General features: G+C 73.6%; 16 protein-coding genes and 1 tRNA gene. 6 read left to right on the top strand and 11 right to left on the bottom strand.

Annotated features, from left to right (window positions below; genetic code table 11):
- Positions 1 to 151 precede the first annotated feature (151 nt).
- Both ABZ693_RS06305 and ABZ693_RS06300 read right to left on the bottom strand, forming a co-directional pair.
- A complete protein-coding gene (locus tag ABZ693_RS06305; protein WP_359873934.1) occupies positions 152 to 1,456 on the bottom strand; it encodes a hypothetical protein in 1,305 nt (434 codons plus the stop codon).
- Between the two features lie 297 nt (positions 1,457 to 1,753).
- Complete coding sequence (locus ABZ693_RS06300) at positions 1,754 to 2,263, bottom strand: SigE family RNA polymerase sigma factor (protein WP_359873932.1); 510 nt, start codon at positions 2,261 to 2,263, stop codon at positions 1,754 to 1,756.
- 211 nt (positions 2,264 to 2,474) lie between these two features.
- Here ABZ693_RS06300 and ABZ693_RS06295 point away from each other — a divergent pair, with 211 nt between their 5' ends.
- Both ABZ693_RS06295 and ABZ693_RS06290 read left to right on the top strand, forming a co-directional pair.
- Positions 2,475 to 2,876 (top strand): DUF6479 family protein, encoded by a 402-nt coding sequence (locus tag ABZ693_RS06295; RefSeq protein WP_359873930.1) that lies wholly within the window; start codon positions 2,475 to 2,477, stop codon positions 2,874 to 2,876.
- Between the two features lie 132 nt (positions 2,877 to 3,008).
- On the top strand, positions 3,009 to 3,839 hold the full coding sequence (locus ABZ693_RS06290) for a sigma factor-like helix-turn-helix DNA-binding protein (RefSeq protein ID WP_359873928.1): 831 nt from the start codon (positions 3,009 to 3,011) through the stop codon (positions 3,837 to 3,839).
- A gap of 24 nt (positions 3,840 to 3,863) precedes the next feature.
- Here ABZ693_RS06290 and ABZ693_RS06285 read toward each other — a convergent pair whose 3' ends face one another.
- On the bottom strand, positions 3,864 to 4,217 hold the full coding sequence (locus tag ABZ693_RS06285; protein ID WP_359873926.1) for a VOC family protein: 354 nt from the start codon (positions 4,215 to 4,217) through the stop codon (positions 3,864 to 3,866).
- A gap of 153 nt (positions 4,218 to 4,370) precedes the next feature.
- Positions 4,371 to 5,090 carry a pyridoxamine 5'-phosphate oxidase family protein gene (locus ABZ693_RS06280; protein ID WP_359873923.1) on the bottom strand — a complete coding sequence of 240 codons (720 nt, stop codon included), beginning with the start codon at positions 5,088 to 5,090 and terminating at the stop codon, positions 4,371 to 4,373.
- Between the two features lie 311 nt (positions 5,091 to 5,401).
- On the opposite strand from ABZ693_RS06280, the gene lepB reads away from it, so the two are divergent.
- Positions 5,402 to 6,193 (top strand): signal peptidase I, encoded by a 792-nt coding sequence (lepB, locus tag ABZ693_RS06275; RefSeq protein ID WP_359873921.1) that lies wholly within the window; start codon positions 5,402 to 5,404, stop codon positions 6,191 to 6,193.
- A 386-nt stretch (positions 6,194 to 6,579) separates the two neighbouring features.
- Positions 6,580 to 6,825, top strand: a complete 246-nt coding sequence (locus ABZ693_RS06270) for a hypothetical protein (RefSeq protein ID WP_359873919.1) — start codon at positions 6,580 to 6,582, stop codon at positions 6,823 to 6,825.
- On the opposite strand, the gene ABZ693_RS06265 is transcribed toward ABZ693_RS06270, so the two are convergent.
- Positions 6,815 to 7,459: a response regulator transcription factor gene (locus tag ABZ693_RS06265; RefSeq protein WP_359873917.1), complete on the bottom strand. Its 645-nt coding sequence runs from the start codon at positions 7,457 to 7,459 to the stop codon at positions 6,815 to 6,817. The two genes, ABZ693_RS06270 and ABZ693_RS06265, sit on opposite strands and share 11 nt — an antisense overlap.
- A 17-nt stretch (positions 7,460 to 7,476) precedes the next feature.
- Positions 7,477 to 8,757, bottom strand: a complete 1,281-nt coding sequence (locus tag ABZ693_RS06260; RefSeq protein ID WP_359873915.1) for a sensor histidine kinase — start codon at positions 8,755 to 8,757, stop codon at positions 7,477 to 7,479.
- Positions 8,758 to 8,906: 149 nt separating this feature from the next.
- Here ABZ693_RS06260 and ABZ693_RS06255 point away from each other — a divergent pair, with 149 nt between their 5' ends.
- A complete protein-coding gene (locus tag ABZ693_RS06255; RefSeq protein ID WP_359873913.1) occupies positions 8,907 to 9,689 on the top strand; it encodes an ABC transporter ATP-binding protein in 783 nt (260 codons plus the stop codon).
- A complete protein-coding gene (locus tag ABZ693_RS06250) occupies positions 9,683 to 12,187 on the top strand; it encodes an ABC transporter permease (protein WP_359873911.1) in 2,505 nt (834 codons plus the stop codon). The genes ABZ693_RS06255 and ABZ693_RS06250 overlap by 7 nt, the downstream gene beginning before the upstream one ends.
- A 22-nt stretch (positions 12,188 to 12,209) precedes the next feature.
- Here the strand turns inward: ABZ693_RS06250 and ABZ693_RS06245 are convergent, their stop codons facing one another.
- The 5 genes from ABZ693_RS06245 to tmk form a co-directional block, all read right to left on the bottom strand.
- Positions 12,210 to 13,169 carry an HNH endonuclease gene (locus ABZ693_RS06245; RefSeq protein ID WP_359873909.1) on the bottom strand — a complete coding sequence of 320 codons (960 nt, stop codon included), beginning with the start codon at positions 13,167 to 13,169 and terminating at the stop codon, positions 12,210 to 12,212.
- 358 nt (positions 13,170 to 13,527) lie between these two features.
- Positions 13,528 to 13,601, bottom strand: a tRNA-Thr gene (locus ABZ693_RS06240).
- Positions 13,602 to 13,697: 96 nt separating this feature from the next.
- Positions 13,698 to 15,272, bottom strand: a complete 1,575-nt coding sequence (locus ABZ693_RS06235) for an alpha/beta hydrolase (RefSeq protein WP_359873907.1) — start codon at positions 15,270 to 15,272, stop codon at positions 13,698 to 13,700.
- A gap of 147 nt (positions 15,273 to 15,419) precedes the next feature.
- Positions 15,420 to 16,622: a DNA polymerase III subunit delta' gene (locus ABZ693_RS06230; RefSeq protein ID WP_359873905.1), complete on the bottom strand. Its 1,203-nt coding sequence runs from the start codon at positions 16,620 to 16,622 to the stop codon at positions 15,420 to 15,422.
- Positions 16,623 to 16,801: 179 nt separating this feature from the next.
- On the bottom strand, positions 16,802 to 20,113 hold the full coding sequence (gene tmk, locus ABZ693_RS06225) for a dTMP kinase (protein WP_359873903.1): 3,312 nt from the start codon (positions 20,111 to 20,113) through the stop codon (positions 16,802 to 16,804).
- Between the last annotated feature and the right edge of the window lie 203 nt (positions 20,114 to 20,316).

Genomic DNA, 20,316 nt, shown 5'->3' with positions numbered 1-20,316 from the left:
TACGAGGAGCCCACCGTGCCGGCCGAATTCGGACCTCGATGTGGAGCGCGGCCCTCACGCCCGCACCCCGCCCCACCCCCGCGGATCCCGGCCGTACGAAACCGACCCGGACCGCCCCTGCCCCATGTGTCGCCCGCCGTGGCGGTGACCGCTACTTCGCGGCCAGGGAGCGCCACTTGGGGCTGGTGGCTATCTCCTTCAGTTGCGCGGTCGTCAGGGCGGGCTCGGCGCGGGTGGGGGGTTCCAACTGGCTGCCGGCGTTGAAGGCGGAGATCACAACCCGGAAGCCGTCCTTGGCCAGGGTGTCGGCGGTCCACATGACGGAGCCCTCGACACCTTTCTCCCCGGACCCCTTGGTGACCTTCACGAGGGTGCCGTCGGGCTCGGTGGTGACTCCCTCTCCCGAGAAAAGCTCGGCCCGATGCCGGCCCATGTCGCTCTGGACGTTGATCTGGACGAAGCTCCGGCCGTCGCCGTCGTCGACGATCAGATAGCCCTCGCCGTCGCCGACGGCCTTCAGCCCCCGCCCCTTCGGCAGCAGCGACCGCAGCGTCGCCGTGATCCGGGTGCCGTCCACTTCCTTCGCCACCGGGGCGGCCCGCCGTTTGGGGGAGCCCTTGTCGGGCCGGGCCACCTTCTTCATGAGCGGACGCCAGCCGTCCGCCGTGATCAGCGTCCGGAGCTGGGCCGGGTCGAACGGCGGGTCCTGACGGCTGATCCCGGAATCCTTCTCCGTAGGCGCGTTGTACTCGCTCACGCTGAGGATGAACCCGTCCGCGGTGAGCAAGTTCGCATGCCACCACTTGGTAAGGACCCGCTTGTCCGGGTACTCGTACCCCTGGAAGATCATCATCCGGTCACCACCCGGAAGTGCCTTCTCGGTGCAGCGGTCGTGCGGGACGAGCACCTTGTCCGGGCAGGTCACCTGGCCGATGCCCGCCTCGGTGCTCGCACCCGCCCGGTAGATGCCGGCGGAGACGCCCGCCTTGCCCTTGCCGTCGTCGTAGACGCCGACGGCACTGCCGCCGGCGCCGCTCGGGGCGTCGAACGTCCAGGTCCCCGCAGGCGTGTTGGCCTGCAGGACGGCGGCGATGTCGGCTGCTGGGACTCCCCCCTCCTCGGGGTCGGGTGCTCCGCCCGTGTCTCCGGCGGCCGGGCCCGTTCCTGCGGCGGAAGCCCCTTTGGGGAAAGCCCCCGCAGCCGAGGCCCCCGCGTGTCCGGCGCCGAGCAAGGAGCCCCCGTACACGCCGCCCGCACCGATCACGACGAGGGCGAGGGCTCCTCCGATCGTCGCGGTGCGATGGAGACGCAGGCGCCGGCGGCCGCGGGCCAGACCGCCCGTGGCGAGTGCGCGGCGGTCGTCGGTGACGAAGCCCGCGCCGGCACGGCGCAGGGCTTCGCCCAGTTCCTCCTCGAATCGGGTCTTCGTCACATCGTGGTCTGCGTGGTCAGGCATGGCGGGATCACCGTTCCGGGTCCAGGAGTGGAAGGAATGACGAGATACAGGGGTCGTGAGGGCGTGCGGATGGCGTGGTCGGTGTGCGGGTCGCGGGTCGCGGGTCGCGGGTCGCGGGTGGTGACGTGGACAGGGGAGTGGTCGGCTGGGTCGCCCCGGGGCGGAACGCGCCGCCCCACCGCCCCGGCGGCTCCGTGTTCGGGAGCCGTCAGCGGCGCCGGGAGCCGGCCCCGGGTCTCCACCGGAGGCCAGGGCCGGGGCCCTGGTCGCGTTCACGCCCCGGCGGCACGATCCGGGTCAGCGGGCGACCAGCTCGGTGACGCTGCCGCCGAGCCGCTCCCGCAGTTTCGCCAGGGCGCGCACGGAGCGGGTGCGTACAGCCGCGGAGCTGACGTGCAGGGCGTCGGCGGTCTCCTCGATGCTGCGGTCCTCCCAGTACCGCAGCACCACCACCGCGCGGTCCTTGGGCGCGAGCCCCGCGAGGGCGTCGAGCAGGGCGACCCGCAGGGCGGGATCCTCGCCGTCGTCCGGAGCCCGGTCGGGAAGCTCCCCGAGGGGGCGCTCGGTGGCCGAGCGACGCCTGCGGTGGCTGAGGAAAGTCCGTATCAGCACGGTCTGCGCGTACCCCGCGGGATTGCCGATCCGGCTGATCCGGCCCCACAAGGCGTACATCCGGCCCAGCGTCTCCTGCACCAGGTCCTCGGCGAGATGAGTGTCGCCGCTGGTCAGAAGGCATGCCGAGCGATACAGATGCCCCGAGCGGGCAGAAGCGAACTCCAGAAACCCGTCCGCGCGAGACTGCTTCATCCCCCTCCCCTTCATGCCCCTCCCCTCCGTCGCTGTGGCGCGTCCGCTTGTTCTGCGCCTTCACCTCATTGACGCGACGGCCCACGGGAAATGTTTCAGCCCGACTTTCCGCCGCCCGGCTTCCCCGCGACCTCGCCCGACCTCCCCGCCGCCCTCCCGGATCCCGGGCTCCGCCAGGTCAAATCACACGAAAAGGGGTAATCATGTCGATATGAACACTTTCCTTACGGGCTCCGCCCAGATCACCTTGGCCAAGGGAGTCTGGGAATCCGGACTCGCCCAGGTCCTCGGCGGCCTGATCCTGGTCTTGGTCCTGATCGGCGCGTTCGCCTTCGGGATCTGGATCAAGAACCGGGAGCTCCCGCCTCCCGACCCCGAGTCCCAGCCGCACCGGCCGGAGAGCGAGCTGCTGCCCGGTGAGATGTCCGAGTACCGCCGTCCGGCCGAGATGCCGCACACCGACGGCGAGCACCGGCTGATGCCGTACCAGCTGAAGGACGGCGGCACGTCCGGCACCGAGACCTCGCCCGACCCGCCGAGCGAGGAGAAGCGCAAGTGGGGCGGTATCTCCAGCGGCGGCTTCGGCAGCGGCGGGACGGGCCACGGCGACTGACCGGTGGAGGCGATGACCGCGATGAACGCGCCGAACGCGACGGGTTCCCCAGGCACGGAAGCCGACCCGGGCACCGGGACGGGGACGAGGCCGGGGACAGAGACGGAGACGAGGTCGGGAACGGGAACGGGCGTGGGCCTCGGCACCGCGCCCGGCGGCACCCGGCTTCTGGCTCTCGCCCACCGGCTGCTCGGCTCCCCTGACGAGGCCGCGCGGGCGGTGTCCCGGACCCGCCGGCCCCCCGCCGCCCCGACAACCTCCCCGGCAACGGCCCCGCCGGCCTCGGCGACCGTCCCGGCGCCCGCGCCCGTCGCCGACCTCGCCCGCGCCTGCCTGGAACTCCTGCGCGCCCACGAGTCCCGGCGCCCCGTGCCCCGGGACCCCTGGGACCGGTCCTGGCCCGAGAGCCGCCGCGCCCCCGGCGACCTGGACCCCCTGGACGTACTGCCCCCCTCCGAGCGGGTCGTCTTCGTCCTCCACGACGAGTTCACCGTGCCGTACGAGGAGATCGCCCCGATCGTCGAGCGCACGCCCGCCGCCACCCGCCGGCTGGGCACCCGTGCCCGGCGGCGCCTCGAAGGCACCGAGAAGATGCCGGAGCCCGACCCCGCCCGCCAGCGCACCGCCGTCGCCGCCTTCCGCTCGGCCGCCCGCGGCGGCGACCTCGCGGCGCTGCACGCGCTGCTCGACCCGGACGTGGTGCTGCGGTCGGACACCGGCGCGCCACCGCCCGCGCACGGCGCGCGAGCGGTCGCACACGCCCTCGTGGACCGGGCGCGCACCGCCCTGCCCGCCCTGGTGGACGGCGTGGCGGGCCTGGTGCGGGCGGCACCGGACGGGACGCCGCGGACGGTCTACGCGTTCACCGTCCTGGACGACCGGATCACGGCCGTCGACGCCCTCGCCGACCCCGCCCACCTGTCCCGCCTCCGCCTGACGCCGGAGACCGAGCCGGCCCGCTGACCGCCCCGCGTACAGCCGCGAGGGCTACGCCGCCGCCGGACCGCTCCGGAGCCCGAACATGTTCCCGTCGGCGTCCTTCACCGTGGCGATCCGCATGCCGCCGCCCACGTCCTGGACCTCCTGCACGGTCCGCGCCCCGGCGGCGAGCAGCGCCTCCAGCGTGCCGGGCAGATCGTCGACGTCCCAGAACGGCACCGCCCCGGTCAGCCCCTTGCCGTGCCCCTGCGGATCGAGCCCGAAATGCCGGCCTCCCGCCTCGAAACCGACGTAGTACGGCTGGTCCACGCTGGGGCCGGTCCCCAGCAGGGCCGTGAACAGGGCCTTCGCCCGCTCCAGGTCCTTCACCGGATAGATGACGGTGTTCATGCTCATGGTCATGACGAGGGGTTCCTTCCTCTTCCGTTCCCGCGATCGCGCCGGTCGCGCCGGTCGTACCCCCTGCCACTCCCGTCGCTTCCGTCGCTCTCTCCCCAGTCATGGCACAGGCCCGCCCGTACGGGGCGCTCGAAGGCCGCCGTACGGGCGACGCCGTCACTCCCCTTGGCCCTCGCCCTGACCCTCCCCCCGCTCCTCCGCGGGCACCTCGCCGAAGACCGCCGTGCCCGCCCGCTCCGCGATGTGCGCGGGCGGTTCGATCCCGGCCGGCAGCAGCGGGTCGGCGACCGGCGCCCCGAACCACGTGACCATCGGCAGCACCCCGGCCCACACCCCCAGCTCCGCGTCCGGCCCCGCCCCGTCGTCCGGCGGCCCGCTCGCCACCTTCACAGACGCCTCGGCCAGGTCGAGCGCCAGCAGCGCGGTCGCGGCCAGTTCCTTGCGGCTCGGCTGCCGTACGTACGCCCACTGCCCCGGCGTGGACTGCTCGGTCAGCGCCCGCAGCCCGCTCAGCTTCTCCGCCGGGTCGGTGACGAGCCGCGGCACGCCGTAGATCATCGCGCTGCGGTAGTTCACCCCGTGTTCGAACACCGACCGCGCGAGGACGAGCCCGTCCACGTACGTGACGCTCACGCACACCACCGCTCCGGGCGCCTGCACGAGGCTCCGGCTCGCGACCGACCCGTGGAGGTAGAGACGGTCCCCGTCCACTCCGTACACCGTCGGCACCACCATCGGCGCACCGTCGACGACGACCCCGAGGTGACACAGGAAGCCGGCTCCGAGCACCGCGTCCAGATCGGATCGCCGGTGGCTCCCCTTCTCCCGCAGCCGCCGCAGCCGCGTCCGCTCGGTGACCTCCAACTCCTGCCCCATGCCTGCCCCTTCCTCGTCCTCCACGTGCCACGCGCCCACCGCGCGGGCCGGGAGGCATCCTAGGGACGGGCCACGGACGGGCGGTCCGCGCGCTTCCCCTACGGGCTCCGCCGCGCCGCTCCGGCCGCTGTGACGGGTCACTCGTACGTGGTGATGAGCCATACGGCGGGCCCGGTTTTGGGGCGTGCGGGCATAGGGTCCGTTTCCATGGCAGGAGTTCGGCGCGGCGCGGATACGGACGCGACGACGGGCGGGCTCGGACGTGCACACGGCAGCACACGCCGCCGTGCACGCGGGAGTGGAGGAGTGACATGGGGGACGCGGTAGTCGACGCCCGGGACGAACGGGACGGTCCGGAGGCCGGCTCCCCCGGAGACGGACACGGGCGCCGGCGCGGTCGCGGACGCGCGCGTGGACCGGCGGACGGGAAACGGAAGCGGCCGCTGTGGCAGGAGCTTCCGGTCCTGGTCGTGGTCGCGCTGGGCCTGGCCTTCCTGATCAAGACGTTTCTGCTGCAGGCGTTCCTGATCCCTTCGGGATCGATGCAGAACACCCTTCAGGTGGACGACCGGGTGCTGGTCGACAAGCTCACCCCATGGTTCGGCGCCGAACCCGACCGCGGCGAGGTCGTGGTCTTCCGCGATCCCGCCGAGTGGCTGTCGGGGACGCCGGTGGCGGAGCCCAACGCGGCGCAGAAGTTCCTCAGTTTCATCGGGCTGATGCCGGCGGCCGGCGAGCAGCACCTGATCAAGCGGGTCATCGGGGTCGCCGGTGACACGATCGAATGCGCGGGCACCGGCCCGCTGAAGGTGAACGGCAAACCGCTGTCCGAGCCGTACGTCTTCGCCGGCAACACCCCGTGCAGCACGGACGGCCCCGGCCAGTTCAAGGTGACCGTGCCGGACGGCCGGATCTGGGTGATGGGCGACCACCGGCAGAGCTCGTACGACTCCCGCTACCACCAGACGGACAAGAACGGCGGCATGGTGCCGCTGTCCGAGGTCGTGGGCCGCGCGGTCGTCGTCGCCTGGCCGGTCACCCACTGGTCCACCCTGCCGGTCCCGGACACCTTCGACCAGCCGGGCCTCGCCCCCGCCCCCTGAGCCGTCCCCTGGCCCGTCCCCACCCGTCCCCGGAGCCGCCCGCCGGCGGTTCTCCCCCACCGCTCACCCCTCACCCCTCGCGCCGAAAGCCCAGGCCGGAACGCCCGCCTGGGCTTTCGTCGTGTACGTACGGCTCCGAGCGCGACGGTCCCGAGGCCCCGCGCCGCCGCCCGCCGCCCCGTACCCGCGCTTGAGTAGGCTGGTCCCGGCTCGTCGAAGACCGGGGGAACGAGCGCGCATGGAACGTCTACGCCCTGACGACCCGTACCGGCTCGGCGCCTACCGCCTGCTCGCCCGCCTCGGCGGCGGGGGCAGACGCCGACCCGCTCGACGACATCCCCTGGCTGGCCACCGAGTACGTCATCGGCCCGTCCCTCGCCGACGCCGTGTCCGCCGGCGGCCCGCTGCCCGAACGCACGGTGCGCGCGCTCGGCACCCGACTGTGCGCGGCGCCGGCCCAGTTGCACGCCTCCGATGTGGTCCACCGCGACCTCAAGCCGTCCAACGTTCTCGTCTCGGTGGACGGCACCTCGCTGACGGCCCTGCCGGCGTTCTGGGCCTCGACGGGACTCGTACAGGACCCGTACGGGGTGGGATACGGCACGAGGTACGGGGCGGGGTTCAGCCCCTGAGGTACGCGAGGACCGCGAGGACGCGGCGATTGGTCGCGTCGTCCAGGGACAGGCCGAGTTTGCCGAGGATCGAGCCGAAGTGCTTGCTGACCGTACCCTCGCTGACCACCAGGGCCGCGGCGATCGAGGCGTTGGACTTGCCCTCGGCCATCAGCGCGAGCACCTCCTGCTCGCGCGCGGTCAGCCGGGACAGCGGGTCACGGCGGTGCCGGATCAACTGCCGTACGACTTCGGGGTCGACGACGGTGCCGCCCTCGGCGACCCGGCGTAAGGCGTCGACGAACTCCTCGACGTGGCCGACGCGTTCCTTGAGGAGGTAGCCGACACCGGCGCCTTCGCAGGAGTCCAGCAGATCCTCGACGTAACTGCGCTGGACGTACTGGCTGAGCACCAGGACGGGCAAACCGGGGTGGTGGCGGCGCAGTTCGACGGCGGCGCGCAGCCCCTCGTCGGAGAAGCCCGGCGGCATCCGGACGTCGGTCACCACGATGTCGGGGCCGTGCTCGGCGACGGCGCCGGTGAGCTCGTCGGCGGTGCCGACGGCGGCGACGACCCGGTGGCCGAAGCGTTCCAGGAGCCCGACCAGACCCTCGCGGAGCAGGACGCTGTCCTCGGCGAGCACGACGCGCAGCATCGGTCCCCGTTTCTCGATCAGGCGATGGAGCAAGGCACTTGGACGCGGAACACGGTGGGACCGCCGGGCGGACTGGACACTAGCAGCCGGCCGTCGAGCACCGAGACGCGATCGGCGGCGCCCTGCAGTCCCGTGCCGCGCCCGGCGTCGGCTCCGCCACGGCCGTCGTCCTCGACCTCCACGACCAGCTGCCCCTTCTCCATCCGGCCGCGTATGCCGGCGCGGCTCGCGCCGCTGTGCTTGGCGACGTTCGCGAGCGCCTCGCTCACCACGAAGTACACGGCGGTCTCGACCGCTTCGAGGGGCCGGCCGGACAGGTCGAAGTCGACATCGACGGGAATCACCGAACGGTCGGCGAGATCCTCGACGGCCGCCACCAGGCCGCGGTCGGTGAGGACCTGAGGATGGATGCCGCGGATGAGTTCCCTGATCTCGACGAGAGCGGTGGCCGCCTCGTCGTGGGCCTTGGCGAGCAGCCCGTCCAGCTGCGGCCCGTGCGTTTCGAGCCGGGCCAGGCCGAGGGTCATGGACAGGGCGACGAGCCGTTGCTGCGCCCCGTCGTGCAGATCGCGTTCGATCCGGCGCCGCTCCGCCTCGAAGGCGTCCACGAGCCGGACTCTCGACCGCCCCAGTTCCTTGATGCGGTGGTCGAGTTCGCCTTCTGGCGACGACAGCAGGAAGCGGGTCAGGGCGGCCCGTCCGGCGGCGACCGCGCACAACGGGTACGCGAGGACGGGCACCAGCAGCAGCCCGGCCAGGGCCGGCACGAGGGCCCCCGGCCAGCTCTCCACAATCCAGATCTTGAGGACCCGGGCTTCCTCGCCGTCGACCGCCAGCATCACCGGCGTCGCGAGCAGGCCGCCGCACACCACGAGGACGGAGCCGACGGCGAGCGCCTCCAGGGGCCAGAGGAGGAAGCCGAAGAGCACGGCGTACGCCAGCTCGCGCCAGGTGGCGCGCTCCCGCAGCCGGGTGCGCAGCCAGGCGACAAGGCCGGTGCGATCGGGGTCGCGGTGCGGGTCGGCGAGCGGCTCGGGGTCGATCAGGCGCAGCCGGCGGCGTTCCAGGGAGGCGAGCGGAATGCCGGTGAGGACGAGCACGAGCAGCAGGGGCAGGCCGACGACGATCAGGCTCAGCGCCGCGCCGATCGTGGCGAGCAGGAACAGGGTGATCAGGGTGACGGCACCCAGGGGCACGCTGCTGAGCAGGTACAGCGCCGCGCGCCGGGACCGGCCGTCGCCGAGCGCGCCGTGGCGCGACCACGGCCGGGCCCGCGTCGCCGCGGAGGAGGAAGGCATGGAGCGCACGGTACGAGGCGGGGCGGGCGTACGCGAAGCGACTGCCGCGATCGGGTAGTTGGGTGCCGCTCGGGGGTGGAGGTAGCTCCACCCCAAGACGGGTTCTCGACGCAATGCGCCGTGTCCGCGCCGCCGGTTGAGTGGAGACCATGAATGAAGCCGCCGTCCGCCTCCGCTCCGTGACCCGGTCCTACGGGGGCGGGAAGCACCCGGAGAACACGGTCACCGCCCTCGACCGGGTCAGTCTCGACATCCCCCGGGGCACCTTCACCGCCGTCATGGGCCCGTCGGGCTCCGGCAAGTCGACGCTGCTGCAGTGCACAGCGGGACTCGACCGGCCCACCGCGGGGCAGGTGTTCCTCGGCGAGACGGATCTGACCCGGCTGAGCGAGAAGAAGCTGACGTTGCTGCGCAGAAAGCGCATCGGGTTCGTCTTCCAGTCCTTCAACCTGCTGCCGGCCCTGACCGCCGAGCAGAACGTCGGGCTGCCGCTGCGGCTCGCGGGCCACCGCCCGCGGCGGGCCGACGTCCTCGATGTCCTGGGGCAGGTGGGACTGCGCGAGCGGGCCGGACACCGGCCCGGTGAGCTGTCGGGCGGCCAGCAGCAGCGGGTGGCGCTGGCGCGGGCCCTGGTCACCCGGCCCGAGGTGCTCTTCGGCGACGAGCCGACCGGGGCCCTGGACTCCACCACGAGCCGTGAGGTCCTCACGCTGCTGCGGGGGATGGTCGACGCCGGCCAGACGGTGATCATGGTGACGCACGATCCGGTCGCCGCGTCCTTCGCCGACCGGGTGCTCTTCCTCGCCGACGGCCGGATCGCCGACGAGCTGGCGGCGCCGTCGGTGGAGCGGGTCGCGGCGCGGATGGCGGACCTGAGCGCCGTACCGCGGACGACGCGCCAGGCGGCGGACCGGATGGCGGAGTCGTGCTGAGTCTCACGCTGCGCGGTATGCGCGCCCGCTGGGTCACCTTCGTCGGCTCGTTCGTGGCGCTCGCGCTCGGCGTGGGGCTGATCGCCACCACGGGGCTCGCGCTGGCGGCGACATTCGACGCTCCGGAGCGGGGCACCGAGCGGTTCGGCGGGGCGCGGGTGGTGGTACAGGCCGCCCGCGAACTGTCCGCCGACACGCCGATCGGCGTCCGCACCTCGCCTCTCTCCAACCCACGCGCCGTACCTGCCGCGTTGGCGAAGCGGCTGGCCAAGGTCGGTGCCACCGCCGAGGACCGTACGTTCCCGGTGTCCCTTCCCGGTACGGTCGCGCCCGGCGGGGGCGCGGGGGCCGCGCCGGTCGGCCACCCGTGGGCGATCGCGGCCGCCACCCCGTACCGGCTGTCCTCCGGACGCGCCCCCTCGGCACCGGACGAGGTCGTCGTCACGACCGGGCCCGGCGCCCGGGTGCGTACCGGCGACCGGATCGAGGTCGGCACGCCCGACGGCACCGGCCCGCGCAGGGTGGTCGGGACCGTCCCGGCCGCCGGGTTCGAGACGGCCGTCTTCTTCACCGCCGCCGAGGCCGCCCGGATCGCGCCCCGGATCGACCGGGTGACGGTGGACGCCGACCCGGCCGCCGTCCGCGCCGCCCTCGGCACGGGTTCAGGCATGTCCGTCCTGGCCGGCGACGGCCGCCGCGCGGCCGACCCGGACCCGGACCGCGACAAGGAGGCCCTGGTCTCCGTGAACGCGCTGCTGGGCACCGCCGCCGGCATCACCGCGTTCGTGTCGGTGTTCGTCGTGGCGTCGACGTTCACGTTCGCCGTCGCGCAGCGCAGGCGGGAGTTCGGACTGCTGCGGATGGCCGGGGCGACGCCCGGCCAGGTGCGGCGGATGGTGTACGCGGAGGCGCTGGTGATCGGCCTGTTCGCGTCGGGCGCGGGCTGCGCGCTCGGCCGGTGGGGCGCGCCGCGGCTCGCCGGATGGATGGCGGGGCAAGGCATCGCCCCTGCCTGGTTCCGGATCGGCGCTCAGACCTGGACCCTGCACGTCGCCTTCTGGACGGGTCTGACCGTGGCCCTGGCCGGGGTGGTCACGGCGTCCTTCCGGGCCGGGCGCACCGCTCCGACGGCGGCGCTGCGCGAGGCGGCCGTCGACAGCGGCACGATGCCGTGGAGCCGCCGCCTGGTGACCGCGGCCGTCCTGCTCACCGGCCTCGGGCTGCTGGTCCTGGCCCTGGTGCAGGACCCCGGCGACATCCTGAAGCGCAAGACGTACATCACCCAACCCATGCTGCTCATCGTGGCGTTCGCCCTCCTGGCGCCGGTCCTGATGCGCCCGCTGACGCGACTCCTCAGCTGGCTGCCCGCCCGACTGCCTGGCGCGGTCGGCATGTTGGCCCGGGAGAACGCGGCGGCGGGGATACGCAGGACGGCAGCCGTGGCGGCACCGGTCGTCGTGACCGTGGCGCTCGCCTGCTCGCTCCTTGGCACGACGGCCACCATCAACGAGGCCAAAGCCGCCGAGGCCCGCACCCAGCTCCGGGCCGACTTCATCGCCTCCGCGGGTGCCAACGGCCGGGCCCTGCCCGACCGCTTCGTGCGCGCGGCCCGCACCATACCCGGCGTCACGGCCAGCGCGTCCCGGTCCACCGGAATGACCGTCCTGGAGGAAGGCACGGCCCTGGTCCGCTCCGAGGCACGGGCGGTCGACAACCCGAAGGCCCTGGCTGCCGTTTCCCATCTCCCTGTCATCGCGGGTTCGTTGGAAGATCTCGACGACGGCGGCATCGTCGTCAACGAGGAGTGGCTGACCACGCGGGTCGGCGAGCAGGTCTCCGTCTGGTTGGGCGACGGCCGCAGGGCACGGCTGCGGATCGCCGCCGTCCTCGCGGTCGGCACCGGCAGCAACGGCGTGTACGTCACCGCCGCCAACGCGGCCGGCGCGGGCATCGACCGCGTCGACATCACGGTGACCGGCGACGCCGACCGGGCGGCCGTCGCGCGGCGGCTGCGGGCGGCGGGCGCGGCAAGCGGCGTCGAGGTGACGACCGCCGACCAGTGGGTGGCCGCCCACTATCCGCGGTCCAGCGAGTCCACCCGGCTCGGCCTGCTGATGATCCTGACGATCGCCCTCGTCTACACGGGCATCGCCCTCGCCAACACACTGGTGATGGCGACCACCGACCGGGTCCGCGACCTGGCCGCGCTGCGGCTGACCGGCGCGACGAAAGCCCAGGTCCTGCGGCTGGTCACGGTCGAATCGGTCCTGGTCGTGGCGGCCGGCGCGGTACTCGGCGGCGCGGTCTCGGCCCTGAACCTGCTCGGCGTGTGGGGCGCCCTCGGGCTGCTCGGCGTCCGGTCGGGGATCGCCGTCCCCTGGTCGGCGATCGGCACCGTGACCGGCGCCGCCGCCCTCCTCGCGGCCCTCGCGGCGACCCTGCCGGCCGCGTTCGCACTGCGCACCCGGCCGATCGCCCTTGCGGGCACCCGCGAGTAGCCACCGCCTCCTCCCCCAATCCCTACGCCCCGAAAGGCGCCGGGCCGTCGCCTCCTGGCCGGTGGGCAAGCCAGTGGGCATCCAGCCACACCTTGTGTTCCGGCCTCAGCCGCACGGCCAGCGACCGTCCCTGCAACTGCATGTAATCCGGGTAGCAGTGAAGAATCGGGGCGACATCGAGCGTTTCCGATGCAGTGTCCACTGCCACATGCCCGAGGTCGAAGAGCCGGTGTATGTCGCGGCGCAGGAGCAGCCCGCCGTATTCGTGATGCTCGCCGGTCTCTGCATAGCTGTAGAGGTGAGCCGCCTCCAGGACGACAGCCGGTGCGGGGCCCGTGAAGGCACATGCCTCGCCGTGCTGCTGCAACAGCTCTTTACGAAAGGCGTCTTGGCCTATGCGTACGCGCGTCACCGACTCCTTGTGGCCGCCCGCTGCAGCCAGCCGCGTGGCCGCGGCGATGTCCTTGACCAAACGGGCCTGGCCACCGGCGTCGAGAAGCGCCTGATTGAGCCGCTCCCATCGTGCCGGGCGCATGCTCAACTGCGACTTCGGAGCATCGCACAGAGCTCTCAACTCGGCTCCCGAGAGCAGACCGCGACCGTCCATCCATCGCTCGCCGTGCACGGAGCGGTAGGTGGTCACCGTGGTGGTCTTCTCACGTGGGTCGGGGAACAGGTTTCCGCACTTGCCGCAGCGGTACTCCGGCTTCTCCCGCAGCCGCCGCTTGATATCCGCCTTCCCGCACTGGGGGCAGGAGTACAGCGTCTTCTCGGTGGTCGCGGTATCGATCGACTCGATCACCGAGACGCCGATGAGCTCCTTCCTGTCCCACAGGGCGATCACGTCCCCCACCGCCACACGGGCGTGGTTCTGAACGGTGCTGTCCCAGCTGTAGTGCCGGGACGGCTGGTCGTCGTAGCCGTCGTTCCCGGCGTGCTCCCGGCTGTTACCGAGCGCCAGCATCAACCATGCAGTGATCATTCCGCCCCCTCGCGCCGCCCCGGCCGTCCCTCACCCGGGAACCTCGAATCTGGTTCACGATGCACAGCATCCCTACCAAGCAGGCCCAAGCACCTTCCACTTTTGTCCACTCGAGCCTCGCTCACACTCGCGCAGGAGGCGCTGCCGAGCAGCCGGCACACGGAGTTCGCAGCGGCAGGCGAGCGCGGTCATCCTGCGGACGGCGCCCCCCGCGCGATCGCAAGCAGCGTCTCCCCGGCCACCGGTCGGCCACCCGGGGGCAGTCTGGTGGAGCCGCCAGGCTGCCTCACCGGCACGAGCAAGGCCCTGGAACGGCGAAACCCCAGGTCAGAGTGAATCTGACCTGGGGTTCAGTCTGAGCCGCCTTCGGGATTCGAACCCGAGACCTACGCATTACGAGTGCGTTGCTCTGGCCAACTGAGCTAAGGCGGCATGCCCTGCGTGCCCATGGTGGGTGCAGCAGCGTCGCCAAGTCTACACAGTTTCCGGGGGTGCTCCGTCCACCCCCGGAACCGGTGGGCGGGAGGGCTATGAGCAGCGCTTTCCGTCCTTGGGCGGGGTGCCGTCGAGGAGGTAGGTGTTGATCGCCGTGTCGATGCAGTCGCTGCCCCGGCCGTACGCGGTGTGGCCGTCGCCCTCGTAGGTGAGCAGGACGCCGGAGGAGAGCTGGCCGGCGAGGGAGCGGGCCCACTTGTAGGGGGTGGCGGGATCGCGGGTGGTGCCGACCACGACGATCGGGGCCGCGCCCTCGGCGGTGACGCGGTGCGGGCGGCCGGTGGCCGGGGTGGGCCAGTACGTGCAGTTGAGGGCGGCCCAGGCGAGGTTGCGACCGAAGACCGAGGACGCCTTCTCGAAGGAGGGCACCGCCTTGACGACGTCGGCGGGGCCGGCGAAGGCGGGCGGGAGATCGAGGCAGTTCACGGCCGCGTTGGCGGACATCAGGTTGGCGTAGGTGCCGTCCGGCTCACGCTCGTAGTAGCTGTCGGCGAGCGCGAGGAGCGACGAGCCCTCGCCGCCCATGGCCCGGGTCAGGGCCTCGCGCAGCTGGGGCCAGGCGGCCTCGTCGTACATCGCCGCGATCACCCCGGTGGTGGCCAGGGACTCGCCGAGCTGCCGGTTCTCGCCCGTCGGCACGGGCTTGGCGTCGGTCTCGCGGAAGAAGCGGCCCAGCTCGTCGAGGGCCGCCGGCACGGACTCCGTACCGAGCGGGCAGTCGGTCTTCTTGACGCAGTCCGCCGCGAAGGCGCGTACCGCCGTCTCGAAGCCGGCGGTCTGGTCGCGGTTGAGGTCCCCGGCGGACAGGGACGGATCCATGGCCCCGTCGAGGACCAGCCGGCCGACCCGCGCCGGGAAGAGTTCGGCGTACGTGGCGCCGAGGAAGGTGCCGTAGGAGGCGCCGACGTAGTTCAGCTTCTCGTCGCCGAGGACCGCCCGCACGATGTCCATGTCCCGCGCCGTCTCCACCGTGGACACGTGCGGCAGGACCTTGCCCGAGCGCTTCTGGCAGGCCGCCGCGAACTCCTTGAAGGCCGCCGCGAGCGCCTTCTGCTCCGCCGGGGTGTCGGGGGTCTGGTCGACCTGCGTGTACGCGTCCATGCGCGAGCCCGTCAGGCACTCGACCGGCTCGCTGCGGGCCACGCCGCGCGGGTCGACGCCGACGACGTCGTAGCGGGCGCGGACCTGGGCGGGGTAGCCGATGCCGGCGTAGCCCTGGAGGTAGCCGACCGCGGAACCGCCGGGCCCGCCCGGGTTGACCAGGAGCGAGCCGATCCGCTTGCCCGGGCCGGTGGCGCGGACCCGGGAGACGGCGAGCTTGACCTCGCCGGCGTCGGGCTTGGTGTAGTCGAGCGGGGCGCGGACGGTGCCGCACTGGAAGTTCGCGACGCCGCAGCCGCGCCAGGCCACCTTCTGCGCGTAGAACTTCTCCAGCTTGGCGGCCGGGATCGCGCCGCCCGGCCCGCCGGACGCGCCGGCGGACGAGGTCACGGCCGAGGAGGAGCCGGAGGATGTGGCGGCGCCGCTCCCTCCCGCACAGCCGGAGAGGACGAGGCCACCGGCCGCGAGGGCGGTGGCGGAGATACGGAGCAGTCGCCTGGAGTCCATGCCCGGAGCGTATCGGGATGGGGACGGAACGTGTCCAATCGCCCCGATCGCCCCGGTCCGGCCCCAGGCCCTCACGCCGACCCCGGACCCGGCACCTCACCCTCCCGCGCGACCGGCCCCCGCCCCGGCGCCCGGAACCCCCGTACGTCAGTCGCGCAGGGCCATCGTCATCGCCTCGACCGCGAGCAGCGGCGCCACGTTCCGGTCCAGGGCGCCGCGGCAGGCCAGGACGGCCTCGATGCGGCGCAGGGTGCGTTCCGGGGTGCTGTCCTCGGCGATCCGCTCGATCGCGTCCCGCACGTCCTCGTTGGCGAGGGCGCTCGCGGCGCGCATCTGGAGGGTGAGCACATCGCGGTAGAAGCCGGTCAGGTCGGTGAGCGCGAGGTCCAGGCTGTCGCGCTGGGTCCTGGTACGGCGGCGCTTCTGCCGCTCCTCCAGCTCCTTCATCGCGCCCGCCGTGCCGCGCGGCATCCGCCCGCCCTGGCCCGCGCCCAGCGCCGCCTTCAGCTCCTCGGTCTCCTTGACGTCGACCTCTTCGGCGACCTGCTTGGCGTCCTCGGCGGCCGCGTCGATCAGTTCCTGGGCGGCACGCAGCCCGCCGCCGACGTCGCCGACCCGCAGCGGCAGCTTGAGGACCACGGAGCGGCGCGCCCGCGCCCGCTCGTCGGACGCGAGCCGCCGGGCGCGGTCGATGTGGCCCTGGGTGGCCGCGGCGGCGAAGTGGGCGCGCTCCGGCTCGACGCCGTCGCGGCGGACCAGGACGTCCGCCACGGCCGCCACGGACGGGGTGCGCAGTGTCAGGTGCCGGCAACGGGACCGGATGGTGGGCAGCACGTCCTCCAGGGACGGCGCGCACAGCAGCCATACGGTGCGGGGCGCGGGCTCCTCGATGGCCTTCAGGAGCACGTTGGCGGCGCCCTCGGTCAGCCGGTCGGCGTCCTCCAGGACGATGACCTGCCAGCGGCGGCCGGCCGGCGACAGCTGGGCCCGCCGTACCAGGTCGCGGGTCTCCTTCACGCCGATGGAGAGCAGGTCCGTACGGACCACCTCGACGTCCGCGTGCGTACCGATCAGGGCGGTGTGGCAGCCGTCGCAGAACCCGCAGCCCGGCGCCCCGCCGAGCGCCCGGTCGGGGCTCACGCACTGGAGCGCCGCCGCGAACGCCCGGGCCGCTGTGTCCCGCCCGGCCCCCGGAGGCCCGGTGAACAGCCAGGCGTGGGTCATCTTCGACGCCTCGGGGACGGGCTCGCCGGCGGCCTGCGCGGTCACGAGCGCGTCGGCGTCGCGCGCGGCGGCGGCGAGCTGCTCCTCGACCCGCTCCTGGCCCACGAGGTCGTCCCATACGGCCATGTCTGATGCCCCTCCTCAGGTACGCGTTCCATTGTGGGGCACCACACCGACAATCCCGCCCAGAGCGACCCCGCCAGGCCCACCGGGCCCGTCAGGCCGACCAGGCCGACCAGGCCGACCAGGCCCACCGGCCCCAGCAGGGCACCGCAGCCCCAGCGGGATCAACCGCCTCGGGCGCCTCAGCCCTTACGGCCCCGGCCGCCCTGCTCGTCGTCCTTGTCGCCGAGTCCGCCGAACCCGCCCAGCAGCTCGTCGGCCAGGGTCGGCAGGTCGTCCAGCGGGGTCTCCTCCGCCCAGTCGGAGCGGCGGCGCGGCCGGCCCTGCTCGTCGAGCTGCGGCAGCTCGCGCGTCCGGTCGTTCGCTCCGGCGGAGCCCTGCCCGGCCTGCCCTGCCTGCCCGGCCTGACCCGCCTGCCCTGCCCGGCCCGTCCGGCCGCCCCGCGCCTCGTCACGGAAGAAGTCCTGCGGCACCCGGTCGGCCGGGTCCTTCTCCCGTTCCCGTACGGAGTCCTGCGCGGGCTCCTGTACGGCGGGCAGCACCGTCGTCTCCTCGGCGGAGCTGTCGCGGGTGTCCGCGATCCGCGGGATGACCTTGGTCTCGTCGTTGTCCTCGGCCTCAGCCTGCACCTCGGCCTCGTCCGGCCGCACGATCGGCGTCGGGACGGTGACCTCGTTCGGCGAGACGGACGAGACGGACGAGACGGACGGGGCCACGGAGGCCGCAGAGCCGTCCCCCGGCTTCACGATCGGCGTCGCCACGGTGATCTCGTTGGCCGACTCCTCCAGTCGCTTCGACTCGGCCGCCTTGCGCCGGGCCTCCTCGGCGGCCTTGGCCAGCTCGGCCTCCCGCGCCGCGGTCTGGCGTGCGCGTTCCTCGGCGGCCTTGCGGGCGGCATCCTCCGCCGCCTTGGCCGTGGCGGCCTCGGCGAGCTTGCGGGCCTCCTCGGCGCGCAGCAGGGCCTCCTCCGCCTTGCGCTGCTTCTCCCGGCGGCGCTCCTCGGCCTCGGCCCGCAGCCGGGCCTCCTCCTCGGCACGCTTGCGGAGCCGCTCCTGCTCCTCGCGGCGGACCTTCTCCTCGGCCTCGCGCCGCTTGCGCTCCTCCTCGGCGGCGGCCTCGGCGGCGATACGGGCCTCCTCGGCGCGCTGCCGGGCCTCCTCCGCCTGCCGTTCGGCCTCGATACGCCGGGCCTCTTCCTCCTCGCGCCGCTTGCGCTCCTCTTCCTCGGCGCGCAGCTTCGCGAGCTGTGCCTGGCGCTCGCGCTCCAGGCGCTCCTCCTCGGCCTTGCGGGCGGCCTCTTCCTCCGCCTTGCGCCGGGCCTCCTCCTCGGCGGCCTTGCGCGCCTCCTCCTGGGCCTTCAACTCGGCCTCGGACAGGGGCAGCATCCGGTCGAGCCGGTGGCGTACGACGGCGGTGACGGCCTCGGGGTCCTGGCCGGCGTCGACGACGAGGTAGCGGCCCGGGTCGCCGGCCGCGAGGGCGAGGAATCCGGCCCGTACGCGCGCGTGGAACTCGGGCGGCTCGGACTCGAGCCGGTCCGGGGCCTCGGTGAAGCGTTCGCGCGCGGTCTCCGGGGAGACGTCGAGGAGCACGGTGAGGTGCGGGACGAGCCCGCCGGTGGCCCAGCGGTTGATGCGGGCGATCTCGGTCGGGGACAGGTCGCGGCCGGCGCCCTGGTAGGCGACGGACGAGTCGATGTAGCGGTCGGAGATGACCACGGCGCCCCGTTCCAGGGCGGGCCGGACCAGCGAGTCGACGTGCTCGGCGCGGTCGGCCGCGTACAGCAGCGCCTCGGCCCGGTTGGACAGGCCGGCGCTGGAGACGTCGAGCAGGATCGAGCGGAGCCGCTTGCCGATCGGCGTGGCGCCGGGCTCGCGGGTGACGACGACCTCGTGGCCCTTGGCGCGGATCCATTCGGCGAGCGCCTTGGCCTGGGTGGACTTGCCGGCGCCGTCGCCGCCCTCCAGGGCGATGAAGAAGCCGGTCGGCGAGGAGGTCTCGGCCGGGTCGCCGCCGCGCAGCGCGTCGCGCAGGTCGCGGCGGAGCGGTACGCCCGCGCGGTCGTCGGTCTTGGCGAGGACGAGCGCGGCGACGGGCAGCAGCAGCGCGCCGGCCAGCATCAGGGTGAAGGCGGCGCCGCCGTGCGCGAAGACGAAGCCGCCGGAGGCGGAGGCGAGCCGGTGCGGGCCGATGGCGGCGGCGAGCAGCGGGGCGCCGAGCGCGCCGACGCCGACGCCTACGCGCGCGAAGGCCTGCAGGTGGGCGGTGACGCGGGTGCGGCGGGCCTCCTCGGTCTCCTGGTCGACGAGGTTGTGCCCGGTACGGGCGGCGACGCCGGCCGCGTATCCGGCGAGGACGGCGAGTATCAGCACGGTCGCGGTGTCCGGCACCAGGCCCATCGCGAGCAGCGCGACGCCGGTGACGGCGAGCGCGAGCGCGAACAGGCGGCGCCGGGACAGCACGGTCAGCACGGATCCGGCGGTACGGATGCCGGCGGCGGTGGCGCCGGTGAGCGCGAGGACCAGCAGGGCGTACGTGACGGGTCCGCCGTCCAGGTCGTGCGCGTGCAGGACGGCGAGGGAGACCGCGGCGGCGACGGCGGCGGCGACGGTGGCGCAGGCCAGGACGAGCAGGCCGAGGGCACCCGTACGGCCCTTCTCGACGCCTTCGGCGTACCGCGGCCGGGGCAGGCCCTCCAGCGGCGAGCGCGGGCGCGGGGTGGCGGCGCCGGGCAGCTCCAGGAACCACAGGACGCTGAGGGAGGCCGCGAACAGGCCGGCGGCCACGTACGAGCCGAGGGCGGCCTGGTGCAGGTCGAACCAGTCGACGCCGAGCCCGATCAGCTCGCCGATCAGCGTGGCGACCGCCAGGACCGCCGCGGCGGCCGGCAGCGCGAGGAAACCGGTGCGCAGGCTGAGCGTGCGCAGCGCGCCGAGGTGGTCGGGCAGCGGCCGGACGGCGTCGCCCTCGATCGGCGGGGCGGGCAGCAGCGCGGGCGCGGCGGCTTCCTGGGCGAGGGTCCAGACGCGTTCGGCGGCGCCGGTGACGAAGACGGTGCCGAGCAGGAACCACAGCGCCTTGTCGGGCGCCCAGTCGATCCACAGCGGGGCGACGACGAGCAGCGCGAGCCGCAGCACGTCGGCGCCGATCATGGTCCAGCGGCGGTCGAACGGGCCCTTCGGCCCGGTCAGCGCGGTGAGCGGGCCGAGCAGCGCGGCGCCGAAGACGACGGTGGCGAGCATGCGCGCGCCGACGACGGCGGCCACGGCGAACGCCGCGCCCCGGTAACCGCCGCCGAGCGTGTCCTCCGCGCTCGCCGCCTGGAATCCCAGCAGGATCAGGACGAGGAGGGCGAGGGCGTCGCCCGTACCCCCGACGAGCTGGGCGCTCCACAGCCTTCGCAGCGGCTGATGGCGCAAGAGGGCCCGTACGGCACGCTCCCGGGAATCGGCGACGAGTGCGGCGTCGGTGTCTGGCTGCTCTGCTCGCGTCATCCGTCCACCCTATCCGGACGCCCTTGCTCCCCGCGGCCTTCACCCGAACAAACGGGCGAGTGGACGGGTGGGTGGACGGGCGGGAAAACCGGCGGGAAGACGAGCCTGCGAACGCCCCGGGCGACAGATGGGAAAACGGACGGGGAGGACCGGGCCCGTGAGCCTGGTCCTCCCCGTCCGTTCCTTCGTGCACGCGTGCCGCG

The organism is Streptomyces laurentii (assembly GCF_040635425.1).
Taxonomy (GTDB): domain Bacteria; phylum Actinomycetota; class Actinomycetes; order Streptomycetales; family Streptomycetaceae; genus Streptomyces; species Streptomyces laurentii.
This window is presented reverse-complemented; position numbering and strand designations above follow the sequence as displayed.